This is a genomic window from Streptacidiphilus sp. MAP12-33, from assembly GCF_041261265.1.
Classification (GTDB): Bacteria; Actinomycetota; Actinomycetes; order Streptomycetales; family Streptomycetaceae; genus Streptacidiphilus.
The window spans coordinates 179,141-193,167 of the sequence record NZ_JBGCCA010000011.1; the positions used below are offsets into that span (position 1 = coordinate 179,141).

The following is a 14,027-nucleotide window of genomic DNA, read 5'->3' on the forward strand; positions in this document are numbered from 1 at the left end:
GGTCGAGCGCTGGGGCCTGAGGGCCCTCCAGTGCGGTGGTGTTGGCCGTGCTCATCAGGGTTGCGGTCGGGCTTGGGCATGCGGGGGTGGGCAGGTGCCCGGTGGTGCATCGATCGAGCCTGAGTGGTCTTGCCTGTCGGCGCACTGGGGTGCGCGGGTAGTGTGCCCTCATGGCCTTGTTTTTCAGGTACGCGACAATTCGTGTCCGTGATGTCGTCGCGCAGGCGAAGTTCTGGTCTGAGGCGACGGGATGCCGTGCGGTCGGGGCGGGGGACGGCGCGTTGCTGCGACTCGATGAGGACCGGGACAATCCAGGGGTCTTGCTGCTGGAGGATCACGGTGCAGTGCCCCAGGTCACCGGACTCGCCTTCTGTCCGCGATCGGGCGGGCTTGTCGGAGAGGTGCAGCGCCTCATGGTGCTCGGGGCTCAGATTGTCGGCAAGGTCCACCGGGGTTTCGGGCTGGGGGAGGTCACCTTGGCGGACCCGGAAGGGAACTGGTTCCTCGTCACTTCAGGCCCGGAAGAACTCGAGGCGTTCGAGAATGACGAGAGCGGCCGGGAGGGCTGCGCGGGTGACCCGTTCTGGGCCGATGCGGAGCAGCCACCCGGCCGCACGGGTCACGGTTTCACGTACGCCGTGGTGGAGGGTTAGTTGCACCACTCCGTGCTGGCGCCGCTGGTCGCGGCGCTGGAGCTGGAGCCGTTCTTGCCGTCGACGGTGTAGAGGATCGCGAGCGTGGTGTAGTTGCGGTACTGCTTCTTCTCCACCATGCCCTGACAGGTGTACGAGGGCTTGAGGATCTTTCGCGGGTTGCAGGGGCCCCAGCCGCTGTCCGCGCTCTGGCCGGCCGTCGCCCATACCCAGTTGCCGAAGATGTCGCGGGTGTACACCTCGATCGTGGCGTTGAGGTGGCATTCGGTCGGGGCGGGGTCGGTGGTGCACGAGGTGATGTTGGACGTGGCGTAGAGGGGCCCGCCGGAGGTGAGTCGCGCGGGTGCGTTGGCGTTGTAGTTGCAGCCGACGACGATCGGCACGTGCGGGGAGAGGTTCCCCATTGCGGCGGGAACGGTCGCGGTGGTCGAGCTGTGGGTGCTGGCGCCGGTGACGTCGCGATGGCCGGACTGGGGCTCGGCGGCGGCCGAGGTGGCGGCAGCGACTGCCAGGGCCATGGCGGCACTGGCGACCGCGGTGCTGCGGAGGTTCACGGGACTCCTTTGTATGCCCTGTTTCGTTGTTGTGTTCGCGACAGTACGTGTGCGGTCCTATGCGGCGCCTGTGACCTGAGGGGAATTTGAGCATTCTGGTGCAAGAGGGAGATTTCCCTCCGGATGCCATCTCGTTTATGGGCGAACTTTGAGCGAGGCATGTGGGCCGCTGTGACCGGGCCCGCCTCGGCTGCGTTCACCGAGGGAAGCCCGATGTCGGTGGTGCTGTGCGTACGGTGGCCCGCTCGGCCAGTTGGGTATGACCCTGCAGCGGACAGGGCGCGACCTGGTCCGGAGCGGTGCTCGGAGTCGCGTTGCGACGTGCGTCAGCTGGTGTGTGCGGGGTGGACCTGGATGGTCCGTGCGGTGCGGGTGCGGGTGCGGGCGGTGCGTTCGGGCACCGCGATGCCGGCGGTCTTGAGCTGTGCGGTCATCGCGGCCACGTCCGGTGTGGTGGGGACGGGTAGGCCGGCGTCGTGGAAGAGGCGGACCATGGCGTCGACGTCGGGTTCGCGCTTGGTCTTCCCGCCGGTCCAGGTGAGTTGGTGGTCGCCGTAGATGCCGGGCGGGCTGGCGTCGAGTTTGGCCCGTGCGAGCTTCCTGATGCGGCTGCCCCGGCTCTCCAGTTGCTGGCCGCGCTCGTAGTCGGCGAGCGCGGCGGCGCGGTCGGCGTCGTCGCGCACCAGGATCGTCTGAGGCGCAGCACCGGGCGGAGTGGTGGGAGGCCAGCAGCGGGTACGGAACGGACAGTGATCGCAGGTCGGGTCAAGGCCGGGGCCGTCGAAGTCCCGTTGCGCGGTGTCGGGGTCCTCGATGGCGTGGACTTGTTCGACCCACCAGCGGGCCTGCTCGGCGGCGCGTTCGTCGTAGTGGAACTCCTGGGTGTGCTCGGCGCCGTTGTCGCGGTTGACGAACCGGAACCGCAGCGTGCCCACCGGGATCGGACCGAGCCGGGCCAGGTGGCGTTGCCCGCGGACGTCCTCGAACCCCCTGGTGCGCAGCAGGCGGGCGTAGGTGTAGATCTGGCGCAGCTCGGCGGCGGTCGCCCCGTACCTGAGTACCCGGTCCCACAGATACGTGGACTTCGTCTTCAGGTCCTCCACCACCACGCCCTGCGCGTCGCGGGCCGTGGCGTGGACCCGGGGCCGGTGGCGCTCGGGCAGGCGGCGTGCGGTGGTCTCGTCGAACTGGACGGCGTCGATGTGACCGCGGATCAGGGGGTCGGCGACGGTGCGCTCGACCTGCCACCGGTAGCGGGTGCGGGCGGCGGAGAGCAGTCCTTCGTGGATGTAGGTGCCCAGGATCGCGGTGCGCTTGTCGGTGTCGTCGGTCGGTTCGGTGCCGGCGAGGGTGTAGGCGGCGCGGCGTTGGCAGACGGTGTCGGACGCGCCGAGCTGCCGCTGACGGGAGCGGGGGCGGTCGGCGTCGACCTGGTGCGCGGCCTCCCACACGGAGACGGGTGGGACGGGGGCGGTGGACATGGGGCGCTGTTCCTTCCATGGAAGACGAGGGGCGCGACCCGGTGTGCGGGCCGCGCCCCTGCGAGATGCCGGGGGTCAGGAAGCCTCGGCGTCGCTCGGAGGCTGGGCGAGCTGGGCGGCGGCGCGCAGCTTGTCCGCGTCGCTGGCCGGGAGCTCACCGAGATCGGCGGGCGGGTTCTCCAGCTCCTCCTTGCGGCGCAGGATCGCGGCCTTGACGACGGCGGCCTCCTCGCGGGTCAGGCCCGAGGTGTCGGGGTTGGCCTCGCGCCAGGTAGCGCTGAGCTCGTCCACGGCGGCGGCCTGGGCGACGCGGTCGAGCCACGGCCGGGTGCGGTCCGCCGCGAGGGCGGTGACCTGGCGGGGCTGGGTCTCCACCGAGCAGCCGAGCCGTTCGAAGATCAGGTCCTCGATGTCCAGCGCGGGCAGCGTGAGCGGCTTGCCGGGCTCGATGCGCAGCCGCAGCGAGCGGGTCTTGATGACCTGGGGCGGCTGCTCGCGGCGCAGCCGCACCCACAGCGAGCAGTCGAACCCGAGATCCCTTTGGGCCTGGACCCGCCACTCGGTCAGGACCTTGCCGGCGCGCTTGACGGGCTTGCCGTCCTCGTCGATCGCGGTGACCTCGCGGCCTCGTGCGGTGACGATGACGATGCCGGGGAATGTCTGGAGCAGGTAGAGGATCTGCTGCCAGCGTTCGTTGGCGTCGTTCCACAGGTTCATGGCGACGTCGATCGGCGCGTCCGGGTCGGCGGCGAGGGTGCGGGCGTTGTACTTGCTGCGGCGGGCGCGTTCGTGGGTCCAGGTGGTGAGCAGCCGCCACAGTGCGGTGGCGGTGTCCACCACCAGCACCACCGGCGGCTCCTTCGCGGCGGCGGCGCGGCGGGCCTCGGCGTGGACGGCCTCGATCTGCTCGCGGATGTCGCGGAACGTCCCGTCGTGGTCCACGACCTCGAAGCGGGTCCCCTCGATCGCGGCGTACTCGTCCGCCGACCCTTCGGCCAGGTCGACCCAGTAGGTCTGCCCGACCCGCTTCGAGGCGGAGAACGCGGCGGCGGCGTAGGTCTTGCCCGCGCCCTCCTCGCCCTCGATCAGCAGGAAGGGCCAGGGCACCAGGCCGGTGGGCTTGCGGGTCTTGAGTTTCACGGTCATCTCGGATGTCTCCTTGGGGCAGGTCGGCGCTGGGCCCGGCCGAGACGGGCCGTGCGCAGCAGGAGAAGTCAGGTCTCAGCGGGAAGCGGTCAGGTCGCCGACGGGACGGGGAGGGTGCGGGCGAGCTGGTGCAGCTGCGCCCGAAGCCCGACGGACTCGTCGGGGTTCATCGGCCTGCCCGGGTCGGCGGGGCCAGGACGTGGGTGAGCAGCCGTACCGCTGCCGGTCTGGTGGTCACGTGCTGTGCGGTGAACACCACCAGCGCCCGCAGCAGTGCCATGTGCGGGAGCCCTTCGGGGTGGATCTGGGCCTGCGCCCAGGCGGGGGCACCTTCGAGGCCGGTGAGGGCGGCGGCCGCGAGAGCGGAGCGGGTGGCGAGGTGTCCGCGCGCGGCGTTGTCCAGGACCTCAGCGGCGATGACGGCGGGTGCGGAGTCGGTGGCCGTGGCGGTGTCGTCGTCGGGGAGGGCCAGAGCGAGGGCGGCTTCGGCCAGGGCCAGCGGGCGCTTCTCGGCCCGCGAGATCTGGAGCCGGAACGAGACGTCGGTGTGGCAGGGCATCAGGGTCCTCCGGTGTGAGGCAAGAGGGGAGAGAGGTCAGCAGCAGCGGGCCGTGCAGCCGTCGCCGTGGACGGGCAGGCGGGCGGCCAGGTGGGGGAGCGTGCGGGGCGGCTGCGCGAGTGCGCGTGCGATTTGGAGTTCCAGGTGCGCGAACTCGGGTGTCTCGTCCGCGAGGACGATGCCGGGCTCGGGAGCTCCGGGCTGGGTGGACCAGTCGATGAGCTGCCGCATCGACCAGTCGGGGGGAAGGTGTCGCCGCGAACCTGTTCGACGCGGGCGATCAGGGCGGCGTACCGCGGGCGGCGCGCCGCGCCGAGCAGCAGGTCCCGGCGTGAGGACAGGAAGCACAGCGAGCACGAGCAGCGGCTGGTGCCGCGCCAGTCGTTCGCGCCGGGCCTGGAGTCGTAGGTCCAGTGGTGCGCCATGCCCGTGGCGGTGTGCAGGGTGCGGACGTCGTGCTTCGTCCAGTCCTTGACGGGGCTCCACTCGTCGACGTGCCGCACGCCGTTGCGGTGGGCGTGGCGCATCGGCGGTGCTCCGTTCAGCAGCCCGGGCCGCCCGGCGGGCGGCCCGGTGCGGGGGCGGCTGGGCTACTTGTCGCGCTGCGGCGGGATGTTGGTGCGCGGCTCGGGGGAGCGGCGCGGGTTCGGGATCTTCGGGATGGCGGGCTGGTTGCCGGGGTTCGGGGTCGGGTTGGTCATGGCGGGGTCTCCGGGGTGTGGTGGGGTCAGTCGGCGATGCGCTCGGCGCGCAGCAGCAGCGGACCGTGGGGGATCAGGGCGGCGCCGCGCCGGTGCGCGAGCGCGGTGGGCCGCTGGGCGATCCGCCATGCCTCGGTGCGGGCGTCGCGGGCGCTGGCGGCGTGGACGCGGAACGTCTGGGTGCCCTTGCGCTGGTCGCGGGGGCGGCGGAAGGGGATGGTGACCAGCCACAGCGGCAGGTCGTCGCGGGACGGGGCCACGGGGTGTCTCCTTCGGTGGCGTGCGTCCGCGCACTGGGCGTGCGGGCACGTCGGCGCAGCGCCCGGTGCGGGCGCTGGGGAACGGGTGGGGGAGCGGCGGGGCCGCCGCCGGTTCGGCGGCGGCCCCTGCGCGGGCTCGGGGGAGGAGGTCAGGCGGCCTTGGCGAGCTTGGTTCGGGTGGCGGCCGGGGCCTTCGGCGCGGCCTTGGAGGCGGGCTTGGGGAGTGGGCCGGTGATCTCGGCCTCGACCTCGGAGAGGGTGTAGCCCTCGGCCGCGAGCAGCCGCAGCCACTCGGTGACCTGAGCGTTCCGGCCTTCCCAGGCACGGTCGCCCATGTCGAACTCGACGACGGCGGCGACGTGCGCGAGCAGCAGGTTCGCGCTGCGGCGGCCCTTCATCGCCTTCGTGACGCTGCCCTGGAAGGGCTTGTTCCACCGCCCGGTCTTCGGCTCCGGCACCCCGAGGAACCCGGCCACGTAGGCGAGTTCGCCCTTGTCCGCGTAACGGCTGCTGCCCTGGTCCTGGTGGAGCAGGTGCGAGAGGCAGAACAGCTGCAACGCCTCAGACACCTTCGGGCGGGCGACCAGCTCGGCGAGAAACTTGTGCCGCACCGGGCGGGCGTCCTTCCACGCGCGGTTGTGCGCGACGACGCTCGCGTGGCGGGCCTTCTCCTGCTCGCTGCGCGGCTTGGACGCCGTCTTGGGGACCTTGTGGCCGTGGGCGACCGGGTCCAGGCACAGGAACACCGGCTCGCCGGTGGCGTTGTCGATCCGGGCGGCGTGGCCGGGGCAGCCGGCGTGCTTCTCCGGCGTGACCGGTCCGCCGAGCTGGGTGCGCAGCTCGGACAGCTCGCGGTGCTTCGGCTTCTCTCCGTACCCGTAGTAGGGCTGCGGGGTCACGGTCTTGACCTTGGCGGTGTCCAGCTCCGCGCGGGTGCGGGCGGCGGTCTCGATCACTTCCAGCTCGCCGCGCAGCCTCGACATGGCGTGCTCCCAGTGGCCGCGCCCGCCGCCCTGCTCGTCGTCCTTCTTGGCCCGGTCCAGCACGTTCGTGGCGTTCGGCACCTTCTCGACCTCGACCAGGTCGGCCATCTGGGACAGGTCGTAGCCGGAAGCGGTGGCGGTGGTGAGCGACTTCGGGGTGAGCTTGCGGGCGCTCTGTGCGGCGGTGACCTGGTCCGGGGTGAGTCCAAGAGCGTTCGCGGCGCGGGTGCGGCGCAGGGCGTCGTCGTCGGTGAGCAGGGCGAGCTGGGAGACGGCGTTGACGTCGTCGCGGGCGGTCATGGCCTCGCGGTGCTTGTTCTCGACCAGGGAGAGCAAGACGGCTTCGGCCTCCTCGTCGATCTCGTCGCGGATTGCGGGCACCAGCCGCACCGGCTCCTTCTTTTTCCGCGCGGTCTTGGCGGCGGCCTGGGCGGCGAGCATCCGGCGCTGGCCCTTGAACACCAGGAACGTGCCGTCGGGGCCGGGGCGCACGCCGATCGGCTCGCGGACGCCGAGCTCGGCGACGGACTGGAGCAGTTCGGCGCTCGGCTGCGGGTTGTCCTTGCGGACGTTGGCCGGGTCGACCACGAGGCGGTCGGGGTGGACCTCGATCAGCGTGCCGATCGCGGCCGGGCGGGTCGCCTCGGTGGGTGCGGTGGTCTCGGCTGTCTTGGTCTGGGGGTCGGTGCTGCTGGTGGTGCTGGCCACGGTGGGTCTCCTTCGCGTGGTGGTTCGTCGTGTCCGGGGTGTCAGCCCCTGACAGATTTCATAATAGGTAACGTACGGGATGGGGGCCACTGATTTTCCGTGGCCCCCTGACCTGCGGTGACGTCCAGTCAGGCTCGGTGCCGAGACTGGGCGTGCGGGTCGGCGGCGCGGGTCAGCGCGGGCTGAGGCAGCCGATCGGTACGCCGTCCACGGCGGTGGTGTAGTCGTCGGCGATGGTGTCCGGCTCGGTCTTCTCGGCGTTCCAGCGGTGCGCCGGGACGGGGGCAGGGCGGTGGGGTAGTGGGTGGGCATCGGGCCTCCTCGGTCAGCGCGGCTGCTGCGGCGTGCGGGTGTGCGGGCGGTTGACCTGGACGGTGAATCCGCGGCGGCGCAGCGCCTTCTGGGTGAGCCGGATGCGGCGCTCGTCGGCCGGGTGACCGGTGGTGCCGCGCAGTCTCCACTGCCAGTCGGGCCGGACGACCCAGCCGATCTGCCGCAGGGCGGCGGCGACCATGGCGGGCGGGTGCGGGCAGTCCAGCACCGTTCCACCGTCCTCGCTGTGGGTGAGCGTCAGCACTCCCCCTCACCGCCGCTGCTGGCGTCCTCGGGGATCGGGTGGGGGCGGGCGGTTCGGGCAAGGGGGATCGGCATGGCAACTCCTCGAAGGGTGGGTGGTGATACTCGGCCGGCCGACGGTCGTCGTGGGCTCAGTCGGTCGCGCCGGGCATGCGCGAGTTCTGGGTGAGCTTGCGGCGGAGCTCCGCTTCGTGCTCGTCGGCTTTCGCGCCGTGGACGTTCTTGTACGCGGCCGGGTCCAGGGTGTTGGTGTCGGTGAACAGCGACACGGCGGTCTGCGGGAAGGCGCGCAGGAACAGGCGCATCGTCAGGCAGAACGCTGAAGGGGTGAGCGGGGCCCCCAGGGCCGTTTCCATCAGGGCGGCGATCATCTCGGCCGTTGTCGCGGGCCGGGTGTCCTCGCCCGTGGCGAGCCGGTCGAGCAGTTCGGCGGCGTGGGAGCGGTACAGCATCTCGGACGTGCGGGTCCGGTCCAGGGCCGGGCGCGCCAGGGAGAATCCCGCGCGCCAGATCGGCCCCCGGCCCGTCTCGCCGTGGCGGCGCTGGGCCTTCTCGATCTCCTCCTCGGCCCAGCCGAACACGGCGAGGACCGACGCCGTCTCCTGGTGCAGGTTCTGCCAGATGCTCTCGACGGTCATGGCGGTCATGGTGGTTGCCCTTCTGGGTGTCGGTGGGACCTGCCCGGATCAAGCCGGCGGCGGGAGGGGTTTCTTTCCGCACGGGCAGGACAGGGGGCGGGCGTGCGCGCGGCCCCCCTGCTGTTTCAGGGCCGGGCGGGGGGTGAAGCGGTGGCCTCGCCGTGGGTGTGGACCTGGAGCACTCCGGGACGTGCGGACGCGGTGAATCCTGCGGGTTGCTCGCGCAGCGCCCATGTCCGCGCGCTTTCGGCTCAGCGGCTGGGGGTGAGGCGGAGGATCCTGCCGTCGGTGGCGTAGACCTTGATGACTCCGGCGGCGTCGACCGTGGCGATTGCCCCGTCGGGGCGGCAGCATGTGCCGGACAGCAGCTCTTGGACGATGTGCGCGCGGGCGAGGTCCGGGAACGGCTGCCAGGCGTGCTGTGCGCCGTGGACGACCAGTGCCGTCTCCCAGCTGTCGCCGGTGAACGTGGCGGTCCAGTCGACCGGTTCGCCGGGCACGTAGGTATGGGCGTCGGGCACGGGGGTCCAGCGGATGTGGACGTGCTCGTGAGGCGTGGGGCCGGTGGCGGTGATGCTCTGCCCGGCGCGCACCACGGTGGTGCGCGGGGCCATGAGTGCCAGTGCCTCGGCGACGTGGGCGGCGGGCATGTGCCCGTCCGGGTCGGCGAAGGGGTGCCGGGTCCAACCGGCTCCGTCGTTCACCTCCATGAGGAACAGCGGGTGGCGGGCGGTGTCGCCCAGCCAGGACGTGATCCAGCGGGCGCTTTCGTCGGAGAGGTTGTCAGGGGTGGGGCAGGGGCCCGGCGTGCGGGCGTGCGTGGTCGACACGGGAACTCCTCGCGGGGGGCGGGTGGGTCCGGCCCGAGGGCACGCCGTCGGCGGGCCCTCGGGCCGCCTCGGTGGCGGCGCGGCCGGTCTTTGTGCCGTCGGGGTGGGGCCGCCCGGTGGGGGCGGCCCCGTGGGTGGTTCAGGGTTGGGGGGTGAAGCGGTACACGCCGTCGCGGGTGAAGACCTTCAGCTCTCCGGCGCGCTCGGACACGTCGACGTGGGCGGGCAGTGAGCGCAGCGTGTGGACGATGCTTTGGGCGGTGGTGATGTGGGGCTCCGGCTTCCACGTGGTGTCCGGGCCGGTGAACAGTGCGGATGCACCGGTGAATTCCTGCGCCCAGTTGATCCGGCTCCCGGCGGGGAATGGGCGGGCCGTGGCCACGGGGGTCCAGCGCAGACGCGGAGCGGACACGGTCCCGTCCGTCGCCCACTGCACTGGCGTGCCGCCCGGCAGTGTGGCGAGCGTGCGGGCCACGGTCCACGCGGTGGTTTCGCCGTCGGGGTCGGTCAGCGGCGCGCGCTGCCAGCCGGTCTCGGTCAGCTGCTCGCCCCGAAACCGCGCGGCCGGGGTGTGGCCAAGCCAGGAGGCCGACCAGTCGGTTCGCGTGTCCCCGGTGCGCGTGTGGGGGTGCGGGCCGTAGGGGCCGAACTGCCGGTGGATCTCGGCGGCCTGGTTGTCCAGCACCCGCAGCAGCGATTCCCGCTCCTCGCCCCGTGCCGCCGGTTCCTCCGGGGCGGGCTCGACCGGCTCGGTGGCGCTGGCCTCCGGGCGGGCGGGCGGCTCGATCGCGAGCGGGGCCGGTCGCTCCCCGGCCTGCTCGATGGGCGCGACCGGCTCGGTCAGTTCCTCGACCATCGTCAACAGCGCGTCGATGACCCGCGACAGCTCGGCCTGAGCTGACGTGATGCCGTTGCGGGTGAAGCGCAGTTCGCGCTCCTGGCGGCGCTCGGTCGCTCCCAGCCGGTGCAGTTCGCTCCGGGCCCGGTCGGCGCGCTGGCGCAGCGCGTCCATGGGCGTGATCTCCGGGCGCGGGCCGGGGCACTGGTCGGACCGGTGGCCCTGGCGCATGGTCTTGTGCGTGCCGGGGCCGTGCTGGTCGCACTCCGGGTCGGCGCGCACCGGGTCGACCAGCCCGCACGCCTCCTGCGGGCACGGGCACGCGTCCTCGATCTCCGTGTCTCCCCAGCAGCGCCCGATGTGGCTGCGTCCCCAGTCCGTTGCGGCGTGCGGGCGCTGCGTGCCCGTGTCGGCGGCGGCTCCCTGCTCCTCCGGGGCCGGTGCGGGCTCACTGGCGGGCTGCGCCTCGGGCTCCGGTGCGGCCGGGGGCTCGATGCCGGCGTGGGGGCCGGGGGCGACCTCGGGGCGCTCCTCGGGCGTGGCCGTCTCCGGGGCCCCGGTCGGGGCGGCGTCCTCGACCGGCGCGGCCGGGGCGGGCTGCGCGGTGATGTCGGCGGGGGAGGGGACCTGCTCGGCGGGCGCGGGGAGCGGTTCACTGAGGGCCCATGCGAGGACGTCGGCGGCACGCTGGCTCATCGGGTTACCGGCGGGGGCGCTGGGGGTGCGGTGATCGGTCATCTGGGGTGCCTCCTGGGCAGGGCGGGGCCGGTCTCCCGGCTCGGTGGCTGGGGGACACGGGAGGTCAGGGGAAGAGGGAGGGCGCGTGCGCGCCGGTCCGGCTCGGCGGCCGGATGGGTGCTGGGGCCGTGCGGCCCCAGCACCGGGCCGGGTGGGTCAGGCCATCGCCATGGCGGCCAGCGCCTGGGCCTCCAGCTCGTACGCGGCGTCCGCGTCGGGCAGGGTCTGTACGGTGGCCGTGATGGCCTGGAGGATGCCCCCGGCGGTGGGCTGTCCGCCCTTGATGAAGTGGTTCAAGACCGACTGCTGCACCGCGTCGGAGAACCGCAGCTTCTTCGCGATCGTCTCGATGGTCTTCGCGGGGTCGGCGACCTCGCGCCCGGCCTCGCGCTCGATCGCGCGGAGCTTGGTCTCCACGTACTCCCGGTCCAGGAACGTCGACACGGCGTCGCGGGTCTGGGCCTGGATCAACGCCAGGTGCTTGGCGTCGGTGTCCTCCGAGATCCGGATGAGTCCCTCGTCCTGGCGCGCGCCGATGTGCACGGCCCGGTAGGCGTCCTTGGTCATGGTCAGCCCGTTGGTGCACACCTGGACCGTGATGCGCGGGGTGAGGGTGTAGGCACCGGACCCGACCTCGCTGTTGGCCAGCACGAAACCCGCCGACACGATGGGCAACTGGTCGCCGGTCTGGCCGGTGAAGGGGGACCGGTAGCCGCGCAGCAGTTCGGGGGCCATCACCCGCACCGAGCGCGACTCGATCCGGACCACCATGCGCCGGTCGGACAGATCGCACCCGGTGATGTCGATCTCGTGCCCGGTCTGCCGGATGCCCTCCAGCGCGGACACCAAGACGTCGAAGTTGTCGATCCGCCGGTACGAGTCGGAGAGCACCGCGCGCAGCACCCCGACACCGCCGTCCCCGTCGCCCGGCGTGAACGTCCGCAGCATCAGCTTGCGGGCCGGGTCGGCCTCAAGCCACCCGTTCACGTTCGCGTCGTACAGCCCCGGAAGCTCGGCGCGCAGCTTGCGGAGGTAGGCGCGGGGAATACCCAACTTCTCCGCGATCCCCTCGTCCGCGATGGCGGTGGGCCTGAGCGCCTCGTCGGTGCTGGTGACGCCCTCGGTGCTCAGGGTGTGGGCGTTGCCGGTCAGCAGCAGGTTTCCGCCCTCGGCGCGCATCCGCCCGGCGGACACGACGTGGTCGGCCTTGCGGGCGTGCTGGTGCTGGAGGGCCTGCACGAGGTCTCGGAGGTCGGCGTTCCGGGCGCTTCCGGTGCCGTCCGCGCCGGGGGTGATGACGGCGGCGCGGGGGGTCAGCTCCTGCATGGTGGTGCTCCCTTGTGGTGTTTCGTCGACGTCGGGGGGCCAACCCCAACGACTTACATAATAGGTAACTCTATGGGTGGGGGCCACCGGTTTTCCCCGCGGCCCCCACCTGCGGGGAATCAGACCAGGGCGCGGGAGCGGAGGAACTCGGCCACGCGGTAGGCCACCTGACGGAGCGGCTGCCGCACGCGGCGGTCCTCGCGGCGGACCGTCCCGATGATCCGGCGTCCGCTCTTGCCCTCGTGAATGATCACGTACTGGCAGTCCTCGGTGATGGGCATCACCACCAGCACCGGCCCGGCGTGGGTCGGCAGCTGAAGCGCGGTCATGTTCTCGTCCTGGTCGTGCAGGACGCGGGCCCCGTCCAGGAGCGACGGCAGGGGCAGGTAGGTGGCGATCTGCCGCGCAGCGCTGGCCTTCTCCGACTCGGGGCCACGGGCAACGGCGGTCACGTGGCCCTGAGCAATGATGATCTCCACTTGGGAGGTCCTTTCGTTGGTGGTGTGCGTCGCGTCCCCGGTGCCATTCGGACGACTTACTAATAGTTAACTACATCCTCCGGTGGCAGTCCACCCAATTCCGCGCCGCGCCCCGAGGGTTCACCCGGTCGGCCCACAATGGGCCCGTGGGCTACCCCGTGAGCTGTCCCGTGATCCAGGGCGTGGACTACCCCGTGGCGCACCCCGTGGGCTGGACTTTCACGCCCCCGCGCTCAACTCTGCATCCCCGCTGGTCAGATGGGGCGCTGAGGCACCCTCGCGCCCTGACATCCCCCTCTGCGCGCCCGCCTTACCCGGAGTGAAAGGGGAAGGGGAGGGCGGGGGCGGTCGCGCTTCGGGGGTGGGGGTGCGTCCTGTGCCTGTGCGTGTCGGCCGCGCGGCCCCCTTTCCCGGCCCCCTGGGCTCTCTGAGAGCCCGTGGGGCCCGTCAGGGCCTTTCTTGGGAGCGCTGTCTGGGTTCGGCCCTTTGCGGTGGGGAGTGGTGTCACCCGGGCTGGGTGGTGGTGCATCGGCGAAACGTGTCACTCCCGGGGTCGGGCCACCGGCCCCACACCCACACCCACACCCACACCCGGGCCCTCTTCCCCACCCTGGTGCGTCCCGATGAGCGCGGGCCTCAACAGGGCGGCAAGCGAGGGAAGTTGGCACCGGACCCGGATGAGTCCGGCCTCGCCCCACCCGTGCCCCGCTCGGTCACGCCGTAGGCGCGACACGGGAATGCGAAGCTGGGGTGTGTGGCCTTCCTGGTGGTGATTCCGGGCAGCCGGCCCTTGCCTGTCAGGCCCGGTCTCGCGCGGTCGCTCCTCTGCGGCCCGCTCGCACGCCGTCCCGGGCGAGGCCCGAGCCTTGTTCTGGTGGTGGCTCAGGTGGTGTGTGTCGGGGTGGTGTTGGGTGCCGTAGGCGCCCCTCAGGGATGTGGGGGATTTTAGCGGTTGTTTTCGTGTCGGGAATTCGCATTCCATAAACTATCTGACGTTACATCAGATCAGCGAGGTGAACGCACACGTCAAGGAGTGCCATGAAAGGCCACTCAATCCGCCATAATTCTCCCCGATAATCCCAGATCGGCAGCCATGATAAACTGGTTCACGCACCAAGATTCCGGCATCAAATGCCTCGCAAGCCAACCCATGAAATAGCCGGGTGAATGCAAGACACAGAGCCGAAGGCAAAAACCACGCCGCCGAAAGGCGGCCCCTCCAGCCGCCACCACCCCACAGCCGAACCTTCACAGCTTGCAAGCCACCAACCAAAACACCTCAGGCCCAACGGGCCTGACACCCCACCACACCACCAAGCCGCCGAAGGCGGCCCAGCTCCCCGCAACGCGGGGAGCCAACACCCGACACCACAACTCCCGAAAGGGAGTCACCCCAACCAAACAACCCCTCACCTCGAATTTCGGAACGAAATTCAAATCGCCCAAACAAGAATTCCCGAAGGGAATTCGACAGCACCACGAACGGATTCCCCGAAGGGGAATCCACGCTGCGGGGAATTCCGTAAGGAATTCCTCAGGCCCTTTAGGGCCCCGCCC

At 71.5% G+C, this 14,027-nt stretch carries 14 protein-coding genes; 1 reads left to right on the forward strand and 13 read right to left on the reverse strand.

Going from position 1 to position 14,027, the window contains the following annotated elements; translation table 11 throughout:
* Window positions 1-170 precede the first annotated feature (170 nt).
* Window positions 171-653: a VOC family protein gene (locus ABH931_RS13950; protein ID WP_370112914.1), complete on the forward strand. Its 483-nt coding sequence runs from the start codon at window positions 171-173 to the stop codon at window positions 651-653.
* Here the strand turns inward: ABH931_RS13950 and ABH931_RS13955 are convergent.
* The 13 genes from ABH931_RS13955 to ABH931_RS14015 form a co-directional block, all read right to left on the reverse strand.
* Window positions 650-1,207, reverse strand: a complete 558-nt coding sequence (locus tag ABH931_RS13955; protein WP_370112916.1) for a hypothetical protein — start codon at window positions 1,205-1,207, stop codon at window positions 650-652. The two genes, ABH931_RS13950 and ABH931_RS13955, sit on opposite strands and share 4 nt — an antisense overlap.
* Window positions 1,208-1,533: 326 nt before the next feature.
* Entirely contained in the window at window positions 1,534-2,688 is a 1,155-nt protein-coding gene (locus ABH931_RS13960; RefSeq protein ID WP_370112918.1) for a PD-(D/E)XK nuclease family protein, read from the reverse strand.
* Window positions 2,689-2,763: 75 nt separating this feature from the next.
* Window positions 2,764-3,834, reverse strand: coding sequence for an AAA family ATPase (locus ABH931_RS13965; RefSeq protein WP_370112920.1), 1,071 nt, complete (start codon window positions 3,832-3,834; stop codon window positions 2,764-2,766).
* Between the two features lie 166 nt (window positions 3,835-4,000).
* Window positions 4,001-4,393 (reverse strand): hypothetical protein, encoded by a 393-nt coding sequence (locus tag ABH931_RS13970; RefSeq protein WP_370112922.1) that lies wholly within the window; start codon window positions 4,391-4,393, stop codon window positions 4,001-4,003.
* A gap of 36 nt (window positions 4,394-4,429) precedes the next feature.
* On the reverse strand, window positions 4,430-4,624 hold the full coding sequence (locus ABH931_RS13975; RefSeq protein WP_370112924.1) for a hypothetical protein: 195 nt from the start codon (window positions 4,622-4,624) through the stop codon (window positions 4,430-4,432).
* Window positions 4,625-5,120: 496 nt separating this feature from the next.
* Complete coding sequence (locus ABH931_RS13980; protein WP_370112925.1) at window positions 5,121-5,354, reverse strand: hypothetical protein; 234 nt, start codon at window positions 5,352-5,354, stop codon at window positions 5,121-5,123.
* A gap of 149 nt (window positions 5,355-5,503) precedes the next feature.
* Window positions 5,504-7,045 carry a ParB/RepB/Spo0J family partition protein gene (locus tag ABH931_RS13985; protein WP_370112927.1) on the reverse strand — a complete coding sequence of 514 codons (1,542 nt, stop codon included), beginning with the start codon at window positions 7,043-7,045 and terminating at the stop codon, window positions 5,504-5,506.
* A gap of 325 nt (window positions 7,046-7,370) precedes the next feature.
* On the reverse strand, window positions 7,371-7,622 hold the full coding sequence (locus ABH931_RS13990; protein ID WP_370112929.1) for a hypothetical protein: 252 nt from the start codon (window positions 7,620-7,622) through the stop codon (window positions 7,371-7,373).
* A 130-nt stretch (window positions 7,623-7,752) separates the two neighbouring features.
* Window positions 7,753-8,259 carry a hypothetical protein gene (locus ABH931_RS13995; RefSeq protein ID WP_370112931.1) on the reverse strand — a complete coding sequence of 169 codons (507 nt, stop codon included), beginning with the start codon at window positions 8,257-8,259 and terminating at the stop codon, window positions 7,753-7,755.
* A 251-nt stretch (window positions 8,260-8,510) separates the two neighbouring features.
* Window positions 8,511-9,089: a hypothetical protein gene (locus ABH931_RS14000; RefSeq protein WP_370112933.1), complete on the reverse strand. Its 579-nt coding sequence runs from the start codon at window positions 9,087-9,089 to the stop codon at window positions 8,511-8,513.
* Window positions 9,090-9,228: 139 nt separating this feature from the next.
* Window positions 9,229-10,665: a hypothetical protein gene (locus ABH931_RS14005; protein ID WP_370112935.1), complete on the reverse strand. Its 1,437-nt coding sequence runs from the start codon at window positions 10,663-10,665 to the stop codon at window positions 9,229-9,231.
* 156 nt (window positions 10,666-10,821) lie between these two features.
* Entirely contained in the window at window positions 10,822-11,991 is a 1,170-nt protein-coding gene (locus ABH931_RS14010) for a DUF932 domain-containing protein (protein WP_370112936.1), read from the reverse strand.
* Between the two features lie 119 nt (window positions 11,992-12,110).
* Complete coding sequence (locus ABH931_RS14015; protein WP_370112937.1) at window positions 12,111-12,470, reverse strand: hypothetical protein; 360 nt, start codon at window positions 12,468-12,470, stop codon at window positions 12,111-12,113.
* Window positions 12,471-14,027 lie beyond the last annotated feature (1,557 nt).